Annotated in this window: 16 protein-coding genes; 10 read left to right on the plus strand and 6 right to left on the minus strand. The window is 67.1% G+C overall.

What is annotated here, in order from left to right:
* Positions 1-59 precede the first annotated feature (59 nt).
* Both ACCC97_RS13410 and ACCC97_RS13415 read right to left on the minus strand, forming a co-directional pair.
* Positions 60-698 carry a 3-oxoacid CoA-transferase subunit B gene (locus tag ACCC97_RS13410; protein WP_007834518.1) on the minus strand — a complete coding sequence of 213 codons (639 nt, stop codon included), beginning with the start codon at positions 696-698 and terminating at the stop codon, positions 60-62.
* Between the two features lies 1 nt (position 699).
* Entirely contained in the window at positions 700-1500 is an 801-nt protein-coding gene (locus ACCC97_RS13415) for a CoA transferase subunit A (protein WP_007834516.1), read from the minus strand.
* A 93-nt stretch (positions 1501-1593) separates the two neighbouring features.
* Between ACCC97_RS13415 and ACCC97_RS13420 the strand changes: the two genes are divergently transcribed.
* Together ACCC97_RS13420 and ACCC97_RS13425 are read left to right on the plus strand one after the other, a co-directional pair.
* A complete protein-coding gene (locus ACCC97_RS13420) occupies positions 1594-2160 on the plus strand; it encodes a LuxR C-terminal-related transcriptional regulator (RefSeq protein WP_007834514.1) in 567 nt (188 codons plus the stop codon).
* 110 nt (positions 2161-2270) lie between these two features.
* On the plus strand, positions 2271-2654 hold the full coding sequence (locus ACCC97_RS13425) for a hypothetical protein (protein ID WP_413333275.1): 384 nt from the start codon (positions 2271-2273) through the stop codon (positions 2652-2654).
* Positions 2655-2715: 61 nt separating this feature from the next.
* On the opposite strand, the gene ACCC97_RS13430 is transcribed toward ACCC97_RS13425, so the two are convergent.
* From ACCC97_RS13430 to adh, 3 genes are read right to left on the minus strand one after another with little or no spacing between them, the layout of a single operon-like run.
* The gene (locus ACCC97_RS13430) at positions 2716-2988 is read right to left on the minus strand and encodes a tripartite tricarboxylate transporter substrate-binding protein (RefSeq protein WP_413333277.1); all 273 of its coding nucleotides are present in this window, start codon (positions 2986-2988) and stop codon (positions 2716-2718) included.
* Positions 2955-3338, minus strand: a complete 384-nt coding sequence (locus ACCC97_RS13435) for a DUF779 domain-containing protein (protein ID WP_413333279.1) — start codon at positions 3336-3338, stop codon at positions 2955-2957. The genes ACCC97_RS13430 and ACCC97_RS13435 overlap by 34 nt, the downstream gene beginning before the upstream one ends.
* Positions 3338-4858 carry an aldehyde dehydrogenase gene (gene adh, locus ACCC97_RS13440; protein WP_413333281.1) on the minus strand — a complete coding sequence of 507 codons (1521 nt, stop codon included), beginning with the start codon at positions 4856-4858 and terminating at the stop codon, positions 3338-3340. Before adh ends, ACCC97_RS13435 begins: the two co-directional genes overlap by 1 nt.
* A 214-nt stretch (positions 4859-5072) precedes the next feature.
* Here adh and ACCC97_RS13445 point away from each other — a divergent pair, with 214 nt between their 5' ends.
* The 3 genes from ACCC97_RS13445 (at position 5073) to ACCC97_RS13455 (ending at position 9660) form a co-directional block, all read left to right on the plus strand.
* Complete coding sequence (locus ACCC97_RS13445) at positions 5073-6944, plus strand: sigma-54-dependent Fis family transcriptional regulator (RefSeq protein ID WP_413333283.1); 1872 nt, start codon at positions 5073-5075, stop codon at positions 6942-6944.
* 97 nt (positions 6945-7041) lie between these two features.
* Positions 7042-7884 carry a class I SAM-dependent methyltransferase gene (locus tag ACCC97_RS13450; RefSeq protein WP_086012109.1) on the plus strand — a complete coding sequence of 281 codons (843 nt, stop codon included), beginning with the start codon at positions 7042-7044 and terminating at the stop codon, positions 7882-7884.
* 174 nt (positions 7885-8058) lie between these two features.
* Entirely contained in the window at positions 8059-9660 is a 1602-nt protein-coding gene (locus tag ACCC97_RS13455; protein ID WP_413333285.1) for a glucan biosynthesis protein, read from the plus strand.
* Between the two features lie 25 nt (positions 9661-9685).
* On the opposite strand, the gene ACCC97_RS13460 is transcribed toward ACCC97_RS13455, so the two are convergent.
* Positions 9686-10096 carry an FKBP-type peptidyl-prolyl cis-trans isomerase gene (locus ACCC97_RS13460; protein ID WP_007834494.1) on the minus strand — a complete coding sequence of 137 codons (411 nt, stop codon included), beginning with the start codon at positions 10094-10096 and terminating at the stop codon, positions 9686-9688.
* A 145-nt stretch (positions 10097-10241) separates the two neighbouring features.
* On the opposite strand from ACCC97_RS13460, the gene eat reads away from it, so the two are divergent.
* The 5 genes from eat (at position 10242) to ACCC97_RS13485 (ending at position 15966) form a co-directional block, all read left to right on the plus strand.
* Positions 10242-11669, plus strand: coding sequence for an ethanolamine permease (gene eat, locus ACCC97_RS13465; protein WP_413312196.1), 1428 nt, complete (start codon positions 10242-10244; stop codon positions 11667-11669).
* A 3-nt stretch (positions 11670-11672) separates the two neighbouring features.
* Positions 11673-13067, plus strand: a complete 1395-nt coding sequence (locus ACCC97_RS13470) for an ethanolamine ammonia-lyase subunit EutB (RefSeq protein ID WP_413333288.1) — start codon at positions 11673-11675, stop codon at positions 13065-13067.
* Positions 13064-13852, plus strand: a complete 789-nt coding sequence (gene eutC / locus ACCC97_RS13475; RefSeq protein WP_007834489.1) for an ethanolamine ammonia-lyase subunit EutC — start codon at positions 13064-13066, stop codon at positions 13850-13852. The genes ACCC97_RS13470 and eutC overlap by 4 nt, the downstream gene beginning before the upstream one ends.
* Positions 13853-14045: 193 nt before the next feature.
* A complete protein-coding gene (locus ACCC97_RS13480) occupies positions 14046-15308 on the plus strand; it encodes an HAD family hydrolase (protein ID WP_007834479.1) in 1263 nt (420 codons plus the stop codon).
* A gap of 76 nt (positions 15309-15384) precedes the next feature.
* A complete protein-coding gene (locus tag ACCC97_RS13485; RefSeq protein ID WP_007834477.1) occupies positions 15385-15966 on the plus strand; it encodes a peroxidase-related enzyme in 582 nt (193 codons plus the stop codon).
* Positions 15967-16041: the final 75 nt, after the last annotated feature.

Below are 16041 nucleotides of genomic sequence, written 5' to 3' on the forward strand. Positions count from 1 at the left end.
AAAAGGCAGGGCCCGCTTGCGCGGCCCTGCCCTTTGTCGTCGTTGCGTTCGCAGCCTTGTTACTGGATCAGCTTCGCACCCGTCTTGGCCTGCAGCGTATCGAAGCTCACGCCCGGCGCCAGCTCGACGACCTTCAGGCCTTCGGGCACCACGTCCATCACGGCCAGGTCGGTGATGATGCGGTCGACCACGGCCACACCGGTCAGCGGAAGCGTGCACTGTTCGAGGATCTTCAGGTCCTCGGTGCCGTCCTTCTTCTTGGCCACATGCTCCATCAGCACGATCACGCGCTTCACGCCGGCCACGAGGTCCATCGCGCCGCCCATGCCCTTGACCATCTTGCCGGGGATCATCCAGTTGGCGAGGTCGCCCTTCACGCTCACCTGCATCGCACCGAGGATCGACAGGTTGATCTTGCCGCCGCGGATCATCGCGAAGCTGTCATGGCTGCCGAAGATGGCCGAGCCGGGCAGCGTGGTGACGGTCTGCTTGCCGGCGTTGATGAGGTCCGCGTCGACGTTGTCCTCGGTCGGGAACGGGCCGATGCCGAGCATGCCGTTCTCGCTCTGCAGCCACACTTCCTTGGTGCCGGTGTGGTTGGCCACCAGCGTCGGAATGCCGATGCCGAGGTTGACGTAGAAGCCGTCTTCGAGTTCTTGCGCGGCGCGGGCCGCCATCTGGTCTTGGGTCCAGGGCATCTCAGGCTCCTTCTTTCTTGTTGACGACCTTGGCTGGCACTTCACTGCCGGCAGCGGCCTGGGCGATGGCGGTCTGAGCCTCGACCTTGGCGGCGACGGCATCGACCGAGGCGCTCACGGTGCGCTTCTCGATGCGCTTCTCGGGCTTGGCGTTGAGCACGATGCGGTGCACGTAGATGCCCGGCAGGTGGATGTCGTCGGGGGCCAGTTCGCCCACCTCGACGATCTTCTCGACCTCGACGATGCAGATCTTGCCGGCCATGGCGGCGGCCGGGTTGAAGTTGCGCGCCGTGAGGCGAAAGCGCAGGTTGCCCGACTTGTCGGCCACGTGGGCCTTCACCAGCGCCACGTCGGGCACCAGCGAGCGTTCCATCACGTAGGTTTCGCCGTCGAACTCGCGCAGCTCCTTGCCCTCGGCCACCTGCGTGCCCACGCCGGTCTTGGTGAAGAAGGCCGGGATGCCCGCGCCGCCGGCGCGCAGCTTCTCGGCCAGCGTGCCCTGGGGCGTGAATTCGAGGGCCAGTTCGCCCGCGAGGTACTGGCGCTCGAACTCCTTGTTCTCGCCGACGTAGGACGCAATCATTTTCTTGATCTGGCGCGTCTCCAGCAGCTTGCCGAGGCCGAAGCCGTCGACGCCCGCGTTGTTCGACACGACGGTGAGGTTCTGCACGCCGGAGTCCTTCAGCGCGTCGATCAGCGCTTCGGGAATGCCGCACAGGCCGAAGCCGCCGACCGCGAGCATCTGCCCGTCGGCGACGACCCCCTTGAGTGCCGCGTCCGCGGTGGGATAAATCTTGTTCACTCGGGCTCCTTGATGGGTGAATGGAGAGAGGTGGGAAAGCCCTGAACGATACTACCTACTCGCATACGTAGTATTTCGTAATGGTGACCCCCGATGCCCGAGATCGATTACCGGCTGGCCTTTGAACACGCGCCCGTCGGCATGGTGGTGTCGAGCAACCGCACCATCGTGGCCTGCAACGTTCGCGTGTGCGAGATTTTTGGCGCAACGCCCTCCGCATTGGTCGGGCATTCGTTCAGCATCCTGTACCCCAGCGTGGTCGAGTTCGAGCGCATCGGCAAGCGCATGGAGCCCTTTCTGAATGCCAGCGGGCACTACGCCGACAACCGCATGATGAAGCGCCTGGGCGGACTGCACGGCGCCATCGCAGGCGAGACCTTCTGGTGCCACGTCACCGGCCACGCCATGAACCGCGCCGCGCCGCACGAGGCCGGCATCTGGACCTTCGAGGACCTGGGCTCGCGCCGCGCCGTCAAGGCCGAACTCACGCCGCGCGAGCGCGAGGTGGCGGCGCAGGTGATGCGCGGGCTGACCTCGAAGGAGATCGGCAAGGCGCTGGGCATCAGCCACCGCACGGTGGAACTGCACCGGGCCCGGCTGATGCGCAAGTACGCGGCCGCGACCACCGCGGAACTGGTGCAGAAGCTGATCGCGGGCTAGTCAGCGAGCTCGATGCGCATGCGGAGCATGTCGCGCAACACGATGCCGTCCTGCTTCTGCACAACAGCGCAGTGCCCACACCATGGCCGCGCAGTTCATCGCGCACCGCAATGTTCATGATTTCTGCTTGCTTTCTAGTTCGGTCATTGGTCGCCGGCGCCGGATTCTCACGCCGCACGCAAGCCTCGCCGATCCAAAAGAGCCGCCCGAAGTTCCGGCCAGTTGCCGCCTCATCGTTGCGAAAACAGAAACGCCGTGTCGTCGAAACGCCCGCGCCGCTGCGCCCTGCGAAGCCTATCGTGGAGGTCATCAAGGGCGCCAAGCCCACAACCAAACAGGAGTCCGAAATGTCCACACCCATCCATTCCGAACGCAGCCTTCTGCTGCAGACGCAAGCCTCCGTCGCCCGCGCTCATGCGCTCGCCGTGCGGAAGCTGCCCGTCGCGATGACGCTCTCTGCGATCATCCTGTCGATCATCAACGTCAAGCTGTAGCCGGTCGTGCCCGTATTTCGAATCAGTCGGGCTTGATGTCCGCCGACTTGATCACCTTCGACTACGCCGCCAGCTCCTGGTCGACGAATTTCGCGAGCGTCGGCAGGTCCATGTAGGTCGCGAAGGCGCCCTGTTCGTCCACCTTCTTGCGGAAGGCTTCGCTCTCCACGATCTTCCGGAGTTCCGCGCTGAGCCTGTTGACAACCTCGGGCGGCGTCTTCGCTGGCGCGAGCACCGCGAACCACGATTCGACCTCGTAGCCCGGCAGCCCCGCCTCGGCCGAGGCCTTTTGCAGCAGCCCTACTTCGCCTCCTCGGCTTCCAGCACGGCCCATTCCGCGTCGGTGAAAAGCCGCGAGCGCGTCAGGAAGCGCACGCCCTCGGGGCCTTCCAGCGAGAACATGCCGCCGCGCCCCGGCACCACGTCGATGATGAGTTGCGTGTGCTGCCAATACTCGAACTGCGGCCCGCTGATGTAGAGCGGCATGCCGCCGATGTGCCCCAGCAGCCGGTCGTAGTCGCCCACGATGAACTCGCCCTGGGCATAGCACATGGGCGCGCTGCCGTCGCAGCAGCCGCCCGACTGATGGAACATCAGCGGGCCGTGCTTTTCGGCGAGCCTGTCGATCAGCGCGAGCGCGGCATCGGTCGCGGTGACACGCAGGACGTCGCCGGTGGTGCTCATCAGAAGAAGCCCAGCTTGTTCTCGCTGTAGCTCACCAGCAGGTTCTTGGTCTGCTGGTAGTGGTCGAGCATCATCTTGTGGTTCTCGCGGCCGATGCCCGATTGCTTGTAGCCGCCGAAGGCCGCGTGCGCCGGGTAGTGGTGGTAGCAGTTGGTCCACACGCGGCCGGCCTGGATGCCGCGGCCCATGCGGAAGGCGCGGTTCATGTCGCGGCTCCACACGCCGGCGCCCAGGCCGTAGAGGGTGTCGTTGGCGATGGAAAGCGCCTCTTCCTCGTCTTTGAAAGTGGTGACCGACACCACCGGGCCGAAGATCTCCTCCTGGAAGATGCGCATCTTGTTGTGGCCCCGGAACACGGTCGGCTTCACGTAGTAGCCGTCGGCCAGGTCGCCCTCGAACCGCTGGCGCTCGCCGCCGATCAGCACCTTCGCCCCCTCCTGCCTGCCGATGTCGAGGTACGACAGGATCTTCTCTAGCTGCTCGCCGGAGGCCTGCGCGCCGATCATGGTGGCCATGTCGAGCGGGCTGCCCTGCTTGATGGCTGCCACTCGCTTCAGCGCACGCTCCATGAAGCGGTCGTAGATCGACTCCTGGATGAGCGCGCGCGACGGGCAGGTGCAGACCTCGCCCTGGTTCAGCGCGAACATTGCGAAGCCCTCGAGCGCCTTGTCGAAGAAGGCGTCGTCCTTGTCCATCACGTCGGCGAAGAAGATGTTGGGCGACTTGCCGCCCAGCTCCAGCGTGACCGGAATCAGGTTCTGGCTCGCGTACTGCGAGATCAGCCGGCCGGTGGTGGTCTCGCCGGTGAAGGCGATCTTGCCGATGCGGTTGCTCGACGCCAGCGGCTTGCCCGCCTCCACGCCAAAGCCATTGACCACGTTCAGCACGCCCGGCGGCAGCAGGTCGCCGATGACCTCCAGCAGCACGAGGATCGACACCGGCGTCTGCTCGGCCGGCTTCAGCACCACGCAGTTGCCGGCCGCCAGCGCGGGCGCCAGCTTCCACACGGCCATCAGGATCGGGAAGTTCCACGGAATGATCTGGCCGACCACGCCGATGGGCTCATGGAAGTGGTAGGCGAAGGTTTCGTGGTCGATCTCGCTGATGCCGCCTTCCTGCGAGCGCACACACGAGGCGAAGTAGCGGAAGTGGTCGATGGCCAGCGGCAGGTCGGCCGCGGTGGTTTCGCGGATGGGCTTGCCGTTGTCCCAGGTCTCCGCTGCCGCCAGGATGGGCAGGTTCTCCTGCATGCGGTCGGCAATCCTGTTGAGGATGTTGGCGCGCTCGGTGGTCGAGGTGCGGCCCCAGGGGCCCTTGGCCTTGTGCGCGGCGTCGAGCGCACGTTCAATGTCGGCCGCGGTAGAGCGCGGCACTTCGCAGAAGACCTTGCCGGTGACGGGCGTGATGTTCTCGAAATACTGGTTGTCCGCCGGCGCGACCCATTCGCCGCCGATGTAGTTGCCGTAACGCTTCTTGAACGGCACCGCGGTGCCGAATTTGCCCGGTTCGAGCATGTCCATGACTTGTCTCCATTTGCTGCTGGCGGCGCCGCGACATGCGGCGACCTGCTTGAGCAATCGCAAGCCGCATACCCGGCCGGATCGGTACATTCCCTGGGTACTTCCTCCTGGGCATCGCATGCCGCAGGGGGGTTTTCATTCGCAATATGCGACATGTCCGCGCGAACATGGCGACTAGGATGTCGCACAAGGCGAAAACCTCTCGGAGACACGCATGAGCGCAGCGCAGTTGCCGTCGATCAAAGTGGCGCAGGCCCGCGAACTGTTCTTTGGACAAGGCTGCGATCCCGCACCGTGGATCGCCCCGCACATCTCGCGCTCCTGGCAGCGCTGCCGGCCGGTCGGCCACCAGGCCACGGACCCCGAGCCGATGGCGCTGGCCCTGCTGCGCGAACGGCGCGAGCAGGCCATGCGGCTGCTGAACTGCGCGCAGCCCGAGCTCGACGGCCTGGCCGAGCATGCGGTCGGCAACGGCTGCGTGGTGATCCTGTCGGATGCCAGCGGCCTGATTCTCGAGGAGGTCGGCAGCGCCGACTTCCTGCCCAAGGCCGAGCGCATCGCGCTGCAGCCCGGCGTGGAATGGTCGGAGCGCAACCGGGGCACCAACGCCATCGGCACGGCGCTGGCGGAGCGCGAGGCGCTGATGGTGCTGGGCGCCGAGCACTACCTCGCGCAGAACGGAACGCTCGGATGCGCGGCAGCGCCCATCTTCACCGGGCGCGGCGAACTGGCGGGCGCGCTCGACATCTCGGGCGAGACGGTGCGCGTGAACACGCATGCGCTCGGCCTGGTGCGCATGGCGGCGCAGCAGGTCGAGCACCGCATGATGCTGGCCGAGGCCAACGGCCACGTACTGCGCTTCCATGCGCGCCCGGCGCTGATCGGCACCGCGCGCGAAGGGCTGATGGTGATCGAGGGCGGGCGCATCGTCGCGGCGAACCGGGTGGCGCTCGAGCTGTTCGGGCGCTCGTGGGACGGTCTTCTCGAACTGGACGCCGAGGCCTTTCTCGGCGCGAACTGGCCGCGCATGGAACACCGGCGCAGCCTGCTGACGCTGCCGGGCGGCAGGCAGATCGCGACCGTGATGGAGCGTTCGCATGCGGCCGGCGGTTCGCGCACGCCCACGCGGCGCGCGGTGGCCGAGCCCGAAACCGACGATGTGCAGCCTCTGCTGCACAAGGCCGTGCGGGTGCTGAACGAAGGCGTCTCCGTGCTGGTCAACGGCGAGACCGGCAGCGGCAAGGAGGTTTTCTCGCGCCGGCTGCACGCCGCGAGCCGCCGCAGCACGGGCCCCTTCGTGGCGGTGGACTGCGCCTCGCTGCCCGAGACGCTGATCGAGTCCGAACTGTTCGGCTACGAGGAAGGCGCCTTCACCGGCGCGAAGCGCAAGGGCATGGGGGGCCGCATCCGCGAAGCGCATGGCGGGGTGCTGTTCCTCGACGAGATCGCGGAGATCCCGCTGGCCCTGCAGACGCGCCTGCTGCGCGTGCTGGAGGAGCGCGTGGTCACGCCGCTGGGCGGCGGCCAGGGCGTGGCGGTGGACTTCGACCTGGTCTGCGCCACGCACGGCCACCTGCCGGCGCTGGTGGAGGCCGGACGCTTCCGCGCCGACCTGATGTATCGCGTGGCGGGGTTCACCGTCGCCCTGCCTCCCTTGAGCCGGCGCGACGACCGGCACGCGCTGATCGCGCGGCTGTTTCTTGAAGCGGGCGGCGCGGCCAAGCACTTGCAGCTGGAAAACGACGCACTCGAAGTGCTGGCCGCCTACCGCTGGCCGGGCAACGTGCGCGAGCTGCGCAGCACGCTGCGCGCCATCGTGGCACTGGCCGATACGGGCGACTCGGTGACGGCGAGCGCATTGCCCGCGCACCTGCTGGGCGCGCAGCCTACCGTCTTGCCCGACGACCCGCTCGAGTGCGCCCCTGCGCATGCCGAGCCGCTGCAGGCCATCACACGCCACGCCATCGACGAGGCGTTGAAGGCCTGCGAGCACGACGTGGCGAAGGCCGCGCGCCGCCTCGGCGTTCACCGCAGCACCATCTACCGCCATCTCGCACGCCAGCGCGGCAAGCCTTCCGGGCACTGACAGGGCGGCCGGTGGAGGCCGCCCGCACAACCAAAGACTGACTTGCCCCGCCATGCCGCAGCGGCCAGACTTTGCGCATGGCCTCGCCCTCGCATTCATGACCACCAGAAAAAAGGCACAGCGCCTCTCGGCCGTCCCTTCCACCTTGCGGATTCCCCTCGCTGCGCGGGCCTCGGGCGACGCCATCTTTCCGCAGATGGCCGTGCGGGACGCCTACGCCGCCGGCATCCTGGAGCAGATCCGCGACGACGGCAGCGCGCTGCCGGAAGACCGGGCGACCATCTACGGCATCCTCTGGCGCACGCGGCGCTTCCGCAGCCTGGCCCAGGACTTCCTCAAGGAGCACCCCGGAGCACGCGTGGTGAACATGGGCTGCGGCCTGAGCCATTACTTCCAGTGGCTGGACGACGGCAAGTCCCGCATGACCGACGCCGACCTGCCCGAAGTGCTCGAACTGCGCCGCGAGTTGATCCCCGAAGCCAACGAACGCCACGACCTGCGCGAACTCGACCTGACCGCGCCCGGCTGGTGGGAGCAACTGGGCCTGCCGCGCAGACGCAATGCGCGGCCGGTGTTCCTGTTCACCGAAGGCGTGCTGATGTACCTGAAGCCCGAGCAAGTGCAGGCGGTGCTCGCCACCTTCGGCGCACGCGCGCCTGCGGGCTCGATGCTGGTCTTCGACGCCCTGTGCTGGCTCGCGGTGGGCCACGCGAAGCAGCACCCTTCGGTGCGCGCGACCGGCGCGGAGTTCCACTGGGGCATCCATCGGCCGGCCGAGCTGACGCAACCCCATCCGCGCCTGCGGCTGGCCGCCACCTACGGCGTGCTGGAAGGCGCCGGCCTGCCCTACACGCTGTTCGCGCCGATGGTGATGCTGTTCCTGGGCGTACCGCTGTATGCGCTCTACGCGTTGAAGACGGGGAACGAGGCCGATACATAAACGCACAATTTCGTGAATTGCCGGCTTTGTCCGGCCCGGCTTGCGCTGGATGGCTGACGCGGTTCGATCCCTCGCCGGGCCAAGCTCGCCGGTGTTCCCATTCGCGGAAAATGCGCTGTCGTTTCCGCCGCTTTCCCTTCTTTCCCCCAAAGATTCGCAACCCTCAAGAAACACATGCTTGATCGCCGATCCTTCCTTGCCGCCGGCGGAGCCGCTGCCGCACTCGCCGCCCTCGGACTGCCCGAAGAGGCACTGGCCGCCAACGGACTGCAACTGAGCCAGCCCGCTCCCTTCTCCTTCGACGCGCTGGTCGCACAAGCGAAGTCGCTCGCCGCAAGGCCCTATGCGGCCGCGGCGCCGCTGGCCCCCGAGGTGCTCGATCGCATCGACTACGACGCGCACGGCAAGATCAAGTTCGACGTCGCCAACGCTCTGTTCCGCGACGGGCCCGGCGCGTTCCCGGTCACCTTCTTCCACCTCGGCCGCTTCTTCCAGACGCCGGTGCGCATGCACGTGCTCGAGAACACCGACGGCGATGCGTTCGCCCGCGAGGTGCTCTACAGCCCCACCTACTTCTCAATGCCGCCCGACAGCCCCGCGCGCGCGCTGCCGCCGGGCGCGGGCTTCGCGGGCTTTCGCCTGCAGGAGAGCCGGCTGGGCGACCAGGCCAAGCTCGACTGGCAGAAGAACGACTGGGTCGCGTTCCTCGGCGCCTCGTACTTCCGCGCCATCGGCGAGCTCTACCAGTACGGGCTGTCGGCGCGCGGCATTGCGCTCGACGTGGCGGTGCCCGACAAGCCCGAGGAATTCCCGAGCTTCACGCGCTTCTACTTCGAGACGCCGGCCGCGAACAACACCACCTCGATGACGGTCTACGCGCTGCTCGAAGGACCGAGCGTGACGGGCGTGTTCAAGTTCGTCATGCAGCGCACCAAGGCCGTGATCATGGACATCGACGCGCGCATGTTCCTGCGCCGCGACGTGTCGCGCCTGGGCCTGGTGCCGCTCACGTCCATGTACTGGTACTCGGAAACCATCAAGCCCACGGCCATCGACTGGCGCCCCGAGGTGCACGACTCCGACGGCCTCGCGATCTGGAACGGCGCGGGCGAGCGCATCTGGCGCCCGCTCAACAACCCGACGCAGACGCGCGCATCCGCGTTCGCGGACACCAAGCCGCGTGGCTTCGGCCTGCTGCAGCGCGACCGTGCGTTCGACCATTACCAGGACGGCGTGGGCTACGAGAAGCGCCCGAGCCTGTGGATCGAGCCACTGGGCGACTGGGGCGAAGGCTCGGTGCAACTCGTCGAGATTCCGACCGACGACGAGATCCACGACAACGTCGTCGCCTTCTGGGTGCCGAAGGCCGATGCCAAGGCGGGCGCGAGCTACAGCCTGCAGTACCGGCTGCACTGGACTGACCAGGAGCCGTTTCCGTCGCCGCTCGCGCGCTGCGTGGCCACGCGCATCGGCCGCGGCGGACAGCCGGGCCAGCCGCGACCGCAGGGCGTGCGCAAGTTCATGGTCGAGTTCGTCGGCCAACCGTTGACCACCGTGCCCTTCGGCGTGAAGCCCGAGGTGGTGCTGACGGCGGCGCGCGGCAAGTTCTCGTACATCTTCGCCGAGGCTGTGCCGAATGGCGTGCCGGGGCACTGGCGCGCGCAGTTCGACTTCACGCCCGAAGGCAACGAGCCGGTCGACATGCGGCTCTACCTGAAGACGGGGGACAAGACGCTTACGGAAACCTGGCTGTATCAGTACCAGCCGGGAGTCTGACTGCGGGCGGGGCTGCAGCCTGAAATCAGCGCTTGGTAACCGACACCAGTTCCACTTCGAAATTGAGCGTGGCGTTCGGCGGAATCACGCCGCCCGCGCCGCGCGAACCATAGGCAATCGACGGCGGGCAGGTCAGCTTGGCCTTGCCACCCGGCTTCATCTTCTGCACGCCTTCGGTCCAGCACGGGATCACGCCGTTGAGCGGAAACTCGGTGGGCTCACCGCGCTTGTAGGAGCTGTCGAATTCCTTGCCGGTATCGGGGAAGGTGCCGCGGTAGTGCACCTTGACCGTGTCGGTCGCGGCAGGCGAGGCACCGGTGCCTTCCTTGAGCGACTGGTAGACCAGGCCGCTGGGCGTGGTCACCGGCGCGGATTGCGCAAAGGCGGCGGGAGCGGCGAGAACGGACACGAGTGCGGCGCAGAGAAGAGACTTCACGAAAGACCTCGGAGGTTGAAAGTCGTCGATTATGGCCAGCGGCCGGCCAGGCCTGTAAGGGGATATTCGGGACCGATGCGCGTGTTGGAACAGCCCTTGCTTTGCGGAATGTGCACTGTCAACATCCACGAAGAGAGGAAGCCGCATGAACTCCACCGCAGCCGCCAGCACGGGCACGACGCCCGCCCATTCAGGCACCGGTCATCTCAAGAAAGTGCTCGGTCCCGTCCAGCTCTGGGGCATCGCGGTGGGCCTCGTCATCTCGGGTGAGTACTTTGGTTGGAGCTACGGCTGGAACACGGCCGGCACACTCGGCTTCCTCGTCGCCACGGTGCTGGTGGCCACGATGTACACCACCTTCATCTTCAGCTTCACCGAGCTCTCCACCGCCATTCCGCATGCGGGCGGGCCCTTCGCCTATGCGCGGCGCGCCTTCGGTCCGAACGGTGGTTTCGTCGCGGGCTTTGCCACGCTGATCGAATTCGTCTTCGCGCCGCCGGCCATCGCGCTGGCCATCGGTGCGTATCTCAACGTGCAGTTTCCGGGCATCAACCCGAAGTGGTTCGCGCTGGGCGCGTACGTGATCTTCATCGGACTCAACTGGATCGGCGTGGGCATCGCGGCGGCCTTCGAGCTGTTCGTCACCATCCTGGCCATCGTCGAGCTGCTGGTCTTCATGGGCGTGGTCACGCCGGGCTGGACCATGGCCAACTTCGTGGCCAACGGCTGGGCCGGCGGCAGCGTGCTCAACGGCGCGGCCATCTCGGGCATCTTCGCCTCCATTCCGTTCGCGATCTGGTTCTTCCTCGCCATCGAGGGCGCGGCCATGGCGGCCGAGGAGGCGCGCGATCCGCACCGCACCATTCCCATCGCGTACACCACGGGCATCGTCACGCTGGTGGTGCTGGCCTTCGGCGTGATGATCTTCGCGGGCGGCGTGGGCGACTGGCGCAAGCTCGCCAACATCAACGATCCGCTGCCACAGGCCATGAAGGCGGTGGTGGGCGACAACAGCGGCTGGCTGCACATGCTGGTGTGGATCGGGCTGTTCGGGCTGATCGCCTCGTTCCACGGAATCATCATGGGCTACTCGCGCCAGATCTTCGCGCTGGCGCGCGCGGGGTACCTGCCGCGCTACTTCGCCGGGCTGAGCCCGCGCTTCGACACGCCGCACCGCGCGCTGCTGGCCGGCGGCGTGATCGGCGTGGTCGCGATCTTCAGCGACGAGTGGGTGCAGTTCGGCGGCCAGACGCTCACCGCCAACATCGTGACCATGGCCGTGCTCGGCGCCATCGTGATGTACCTGATCTCGATGGCAGCGCTGTTCAAGCTGCGCCGCACCGAGCCCAACCTGCTGCGCACCTACCGCGCGCCCTTCTATCCCGTGTTCCCGGCCATTGCGCTTGGGCTCGGCGTCGTGTGCCTGGGCGCAATGGTGTGGTTCAACGGCATGCTCACGCTGCTGTTCATCGTGCTGATGGCAGCGGCGTACGGCTACTTCCTGCTGACCTCGGCGCAGCGCAAGGCGGCCGCGCCCGACGAGATGCTGTCTTCCTCGAAGACCGCCGCCTGACAGATGCTGTACCGCACCACCATCGACAGCCATGTCTTCGCCTTCGACGACTTGCGGCAGGTCATGGCCTTCGCGAGCCCGGCGCGTTCGGGCGACTACCTCGCGGGCATCGGCGCGGCCACCGCGCAGCAACGCATGGCCGCGCGCCACGTGCTGGCCGAGACGCCGCTCAGGCAGTTCCTGACCGAAGCATTGATTCCATACGAGAGCGACAACATCACGCGCCTCATCATCGACGGCCACGACGCGCAGGCGTTCGCGCCGGTCGCGCATCTCACGGTCGGCGACTTGCGCAACTGGCTGCTGTCCGAAGCGGCCACCACCGCCACGCTCACCGCGCTGGCACCGGGCCTCACGCCCGAGATCGTCGCGGCCGTGTCCAAGCTCATGCGCAACCAGGACCTGGTATCGGTCGCGAAGAAATGCAGCGTGGTCACGCGCTTTCGCGACACCATCGGGCTGCCCGGCCACTTGGCTGTGCGGCTGCAGCCCAACCACCCGACCGACGACCTGCGCGGCGTGGCGGCCTCCACGCTCGACGGGCTGCTCTACGGCGCGGGCGATGCGGTGATCGGCCTCAACCCCGCTTCCGACAGCATGCCCGTGCTGGGCCAGTTGCTTCGCATGCTCGACGAGGTGATCCAGCGCTTCGAGATTCCCACGCAGAGCTGCGTGCTCACGCACGTGACCAACACGCTCAAGCTTGCCGAGGCCGGCGCGCCGGTGGACCTGGTGTTCCAGTCGATCGCGGGCACCGAGAAGGCCAACCTCTCGTTCGGCGTGACGCCCGAGTTGCTCGACGAGGCCTATGCCGCGGCGCTGTCGCTCAAGCGCGGCACCATCGGCGACAACGTCATGTACTTCGAGACCGGCCAGGGCAGCGCGCTCTCGGCCAATGCCAACTTCGGTGTCGACCAGCAGACTTGCGAGGCGCGCGCCTATGCGCTGGCGCGGCGCTACAAGCCCTTCCTCATCAACACGGTAGTCGGCTTCATCGGGCCGGAGTACCTGTACGACGGCAAGCAGATCATCCGCGCCGGGCTCGAGGACCACTTCTGCGGCAAGCTGCTGGGCCTGCCCATCGGCTGCGACATCTGCTACACCAACCACGCCGAGGCCGACCAGGACGACATGGACACGCTGCTCGTGCTGCTGGGCACGGCGGGCATCAACTTCATCATGGGCATCCCGGGCGCGGACGACGTGATGCTCAACTACCAGAGCACCTCCTTCCACGACGCGCTCTTCCTGCGCGAAACGCTGGGCCTGAAGCGCGCGCCCGAATTCGAGGCCTGGCTGCAGCGCATGCAGATCACCAACGCGGCCGGGCAACTGGCGCCGCCTGCTGCCAACCGGCTGCTGGCCGACATGAGCGGGCTGTCCGCGCTCGCGTCATGAGCGATTCACCGGTCACACCCAACCCCTGGGCGCAATGGCGCTCGGCCACGCCCGCGCGGCTGGCGCTGGGCCGCGCCGGCGCAGGCATGCCGACCGACGAGACGCTGCGCTTCGGCTGGGCACATGCGATGGCACGCGATGCCATCCATGCCGCGCTCGACGTCGATGCGCTCGAAGCCGCCTTGCGATCGCAGCACTGGGAGGTGGCGCGCGCACGCAGCCGTGCAGCGGACCGCACCGAATACCTGCGCCGCCCCGACCTCGGCCGGCAGCTCGACGAGGACGACGCCACGCGCCTGCTCGTCGACGGCCGCTACGGCTGCGATGTCTGCGTCGTGATCGGCGACGGGCTCTCCTCGCTCGCTGTCGCCCGCCATGCGGCGCCGCTGCTGGCCGCATTGCGCTCGCACCTGCCGGCCGACACCAGCTTCGCCCCGGTGGTCATCGCCACGCAGGCACGCGTGGCGCTGGCCGACGAGGTGGGCGAGCTGTTCGGCGCGGCGCTCTCCGTCATGCTGATCGGCGAGCGCCCCGGCCTGAGCTCGCCCGACAGCCTCGGCATCTACCTCACGCATTCGCCCAAGCGCGGCCGGCACGACGCCGAGCGCAACTGCATCTCCAATGTGCGGCCCGAAGGCCTGTCCTATGAAACCGCCGCGTTCAAGCTGGCATGGCTGATGCGCGAATCCCTGCGCCGCGGGCTGACCGGCGTCGGGCTCAAGGACGAGAGCGATCTCGCAGTGCTGAAGCAACCCGGTGCGGTGAGGCCGGGGCTGCCCGGCTAGACGCCTTCCAATTCCCGGCGTGTCGAAGCTGGCGTGGAGATCGGCGGGCCGCGGCGAGCGTCGAGGCGGCAGGAGGCAAGCGTGAGCTCATGCGGTGGGCTGGCACGGCTGATGCGTAGGTCGACGCGGAAGTGTCACCAGCGCCGCATACGCTTGGTGCTTCCCATCCACACCGCACAACAACAGGGAACGCATGCAACGCCGCCTCATTCTCCTTACCCCCCTCGCCACCGCGCTCGTCGCCACCGGCTGCGCCAGCCTCTCGCCCGCCAAGGGCTTGTCGCCCGGCCACTGGGACGCCTTCAACCGCGCGCAGATCGAAGGCCTGATCGCCGGCCTCGGCAAGGACAGCCCCGGCTACAACGCCGCCAGGCCGCCCTACGTCGTCTTCGACTGGGACAACACCAGCGTCTTCCTCGACATCGAGGAAGCCTCGCTGATCTACCAGCTCGAGAACCTGGTGTTCGGCGCCACGCCCGCGCAGCTCGAGGTGGCATTGCGCAAGAACATTCCGAAGAAAGACTTCCTCCCGCCGTTCAACAACGCGGCCGGCGGGTCGGTCAACATCGACCTGGTGGTGCCCGACATCGTGGCCAGCTACACCTGGCTCTATCAGAACTATGCCGGCCTCAAGGGCAGCCAGCCGCTGGCGGCCGTGAAGCTGAATCCGCACTACATCGCGTTCACCGCCAAGGTGCGCTATCTCTACGAAGCCATCGGCGACACCTTTGACCACGACACGGCCTACCCGTGGGTGACCTACCTCTTCGCCGGCATGACCGAGGCGCAGGTGCGCAAGCTCACGGCCGACACGGTGGCATGGCAGCTGAAGGAGCCGATCGTCAAGGTCAAGTGGACGTCGCCCGCAGCCCTGCCGGGCCGCGCCGGTGTGGTGTCGGTGAGCTGGAAGAACGGCCTGCGGCTGCAACCCGAGATACAGGCGCTGTACGCCGCCTTCCGCAACGCGGGCTTCGACGTGTGGGTGTGCTCGGCCTCGTTCGTCGATGTCATCAAGGAAATCTCGTCGAACCCCGCCTTCGGCTACAACAACCCGCCCGAGCGCGTGCTCGCGATGGAACTGGAGCGCGATGCCAATGGCGTGATCCAGCCCGAGTTCCGCCGCGGCTACGACCAGACGCAGGGCCCGGGCAAGACGAAGAACATCCAGCGCTTCCTGGTCGCCAAGTACGGCTACGGCCCGAGCTTCGTGGCCGGCGACAGCGAAGGCGACCAGAACATGATGGCCGACTTCGCCGACACGAAGAAGGTGCTGATCGTGAACCGCCTGCGCGACCCGAAGACCGACATCGGCAAGTTCTCGGCGATGGCGGTGCAGAACTACGGCAAGGCCGACACGCGCTATCTGCTGCAGGGGCGCAATGACAACACCGGCGAGTGGGTGCCGTCGCAATTGCACACGCCGCTGGGTGCGACGCAGGGCAAGGCACTCAAGTAGAAGAAGGAGTGGTTCCACGTCTGCGGTGCGGCTTGCCTATGATGGCTCCATCAAAGCAACCCGCACCGGAGACAACATGGCCGCAGAGCGCTATCCCCTCGCCGAACTGAAAGACCTGCCCGAAGACATCCGCACCGCGATCCTCGCCGTGCAGGAAAAGGCGGGCTTCGTGCCCAACGTGTTCCTCGCCCTCGCACGCCGGCCGGCCGAGTGGCGCGCCTTCTTCGCGTACCACGATGCGCTGATGCTCAAGGAAGAAGGCTCGCTCACCAAGGGCGACCGCGAGATGATCGTCACCACCACCAGCGCGGCCAACAAATGCCTGTACTGCGTTGTGGCGCATGGCGCGCTGCTGCGCATTTACGAGAAGAAGCCGCTGGTGGCCGACCAGGTGGCGGTGAACTACCGCAAGGCCGACATCACGCCGCGCCAGCGCGCCATGCTCGACTTTGCGATGAAGGTCTGCGAGCGCTCGCACGAGATCGACGACAGCGACTTCCCGCCGCTGCACGCGCACGGCTTCGACGACGAGGACATCTGGGATATCGCGGCCATCACCGCCTTCTTCGGCCTGAGCAACCGGCTGGCGAGCTTCAGCGGCATGCAGCCGAACAACGAGTTCTTCCTGATGGGGCGGCTGCCGCGCGAGAAGAAGTGAGCCTGATTTGATGCGGGGTCCGTTCAGGGCGTATGCACAGGGCACCGGGTAGTCCCCTGCGCGAATGTCCCTGGG

The sequence above is a fragment of the Variovorax sp. Varisp85 genome (assembly GCF_047304045.1).
Classification (GTDB): domain Bacteria; phylum Pseudomonadota; class Gammaproteobacteria; order Burkholderiales; family Burkholderiaceae_C; genus Variovorax.

What these genes read in the sequence shown, in the direction of transcription:
- ACCC97_RS13410 (WP_007834518.1), bottom strand. Translation starts at nt 698, where the DNA reads ATGCCCTGGACCCAAGACCAGATGGCGGCCCGCGCCGCGCAAGAACTC.
- ACCC97_RS13420 (WP_007834514.1), top strand. Translation starts at nt 1,594, where the DNA reads ATGCCCGAGATCGATTACCGGCTGGCCTTTGAACACGCGCCCGTCGGC.
- ACCC97_RS13425 (WP_413333275.1), top strand. Translation starts at nt 2,271, where the DNA reads ATGTTCATGATTTCTGCTTGCTTTCTAGTTCGGTCATTGGTCGCCGGC.
- ACCC97_RS13430 (WP_413333277.1), bottom strand. Translation starts at nt 2,988, where the DNA reads ATGGGCCGTGCTGGAAGCCGAGGAGGCGAAGTAGGGCTGCTGCAAAAG.
- ACCC97_RS13435 (WP_413333279.1), bottom strand. Translation starts at nt 3,338, where the DNA reads ATGAGCACCACCGGCGACGTCCTGCGTGTCACCGCGACCGATGCCGCG.
- adh (WP_413333281.1), bottom strand. Translation starts at nt 4,858, where the DNA reads ATGGACATGCTCGAACCGGGCAAATTCGGCACCGCGGTGCCGTTCAAG.
- ACCC97_RS13445 (WP_413333283.1), top strand. Translation starts at nt 5,073, where the DNA reads ATGAGCGCAGCGCAGTTGCCGTCGATCAAAGTGGCGCAGGCCCGCGAA.
- ACCC97_RS13450 (WP_086012109.1), top strand. Translation starts at nt 7,042, where the DNA reads ATGACCACCAGAAAAAAGGCACAGCGCCTCTCGGCCGTCCCTTCCACC.
- ACCC97_RS13455 (WP_413333285.1), top strand. Translation starts at nt 8,059, where the DNA reads ATGCTTGATCGCCGATCCTTCCTTGCCGCCGGCGGAGCCGCTGCCGCA.
- eat (WP_413312196.1), top strand. Translation starts at nt 10,242, where the DNA reads ATGAACTCCACCGCAGCCGCCAGCACGGGCACGACGCCCGCCCATTCA.
- ACCC97_RS13470 (WP_413333288.1), top strand. Translation starts at nt 11,673, where the DNA reads ATGCTGTACCGCACCACCATCGACAGCCATGTCTTCGCCTTCGACGAC.
- eutC (WP_007834489.1), top strand. Translation starts at nt 13,064, where the DNA reads ATGAGCGATTCACCGGTCACACCCAACCCCTGGGCGCAATGGCGCTCG.
- ACCC97_RS13480 (WP_007834479.1), top strand. Translation starts at nt 14,046, where the DNA reads ATGCAACGCCGCCTCATTCTCCTTACCCCCCTCGCCACCGCGCTCGTC.
- ACCC97_RS13485 (WP_007834477.1), top strand. Translation starts at nt 15,385, where the DNA reads ATGGCCGCAGAGCGCTATCCCCTCGCCGAACTGAAAGACCTGCCCGAA.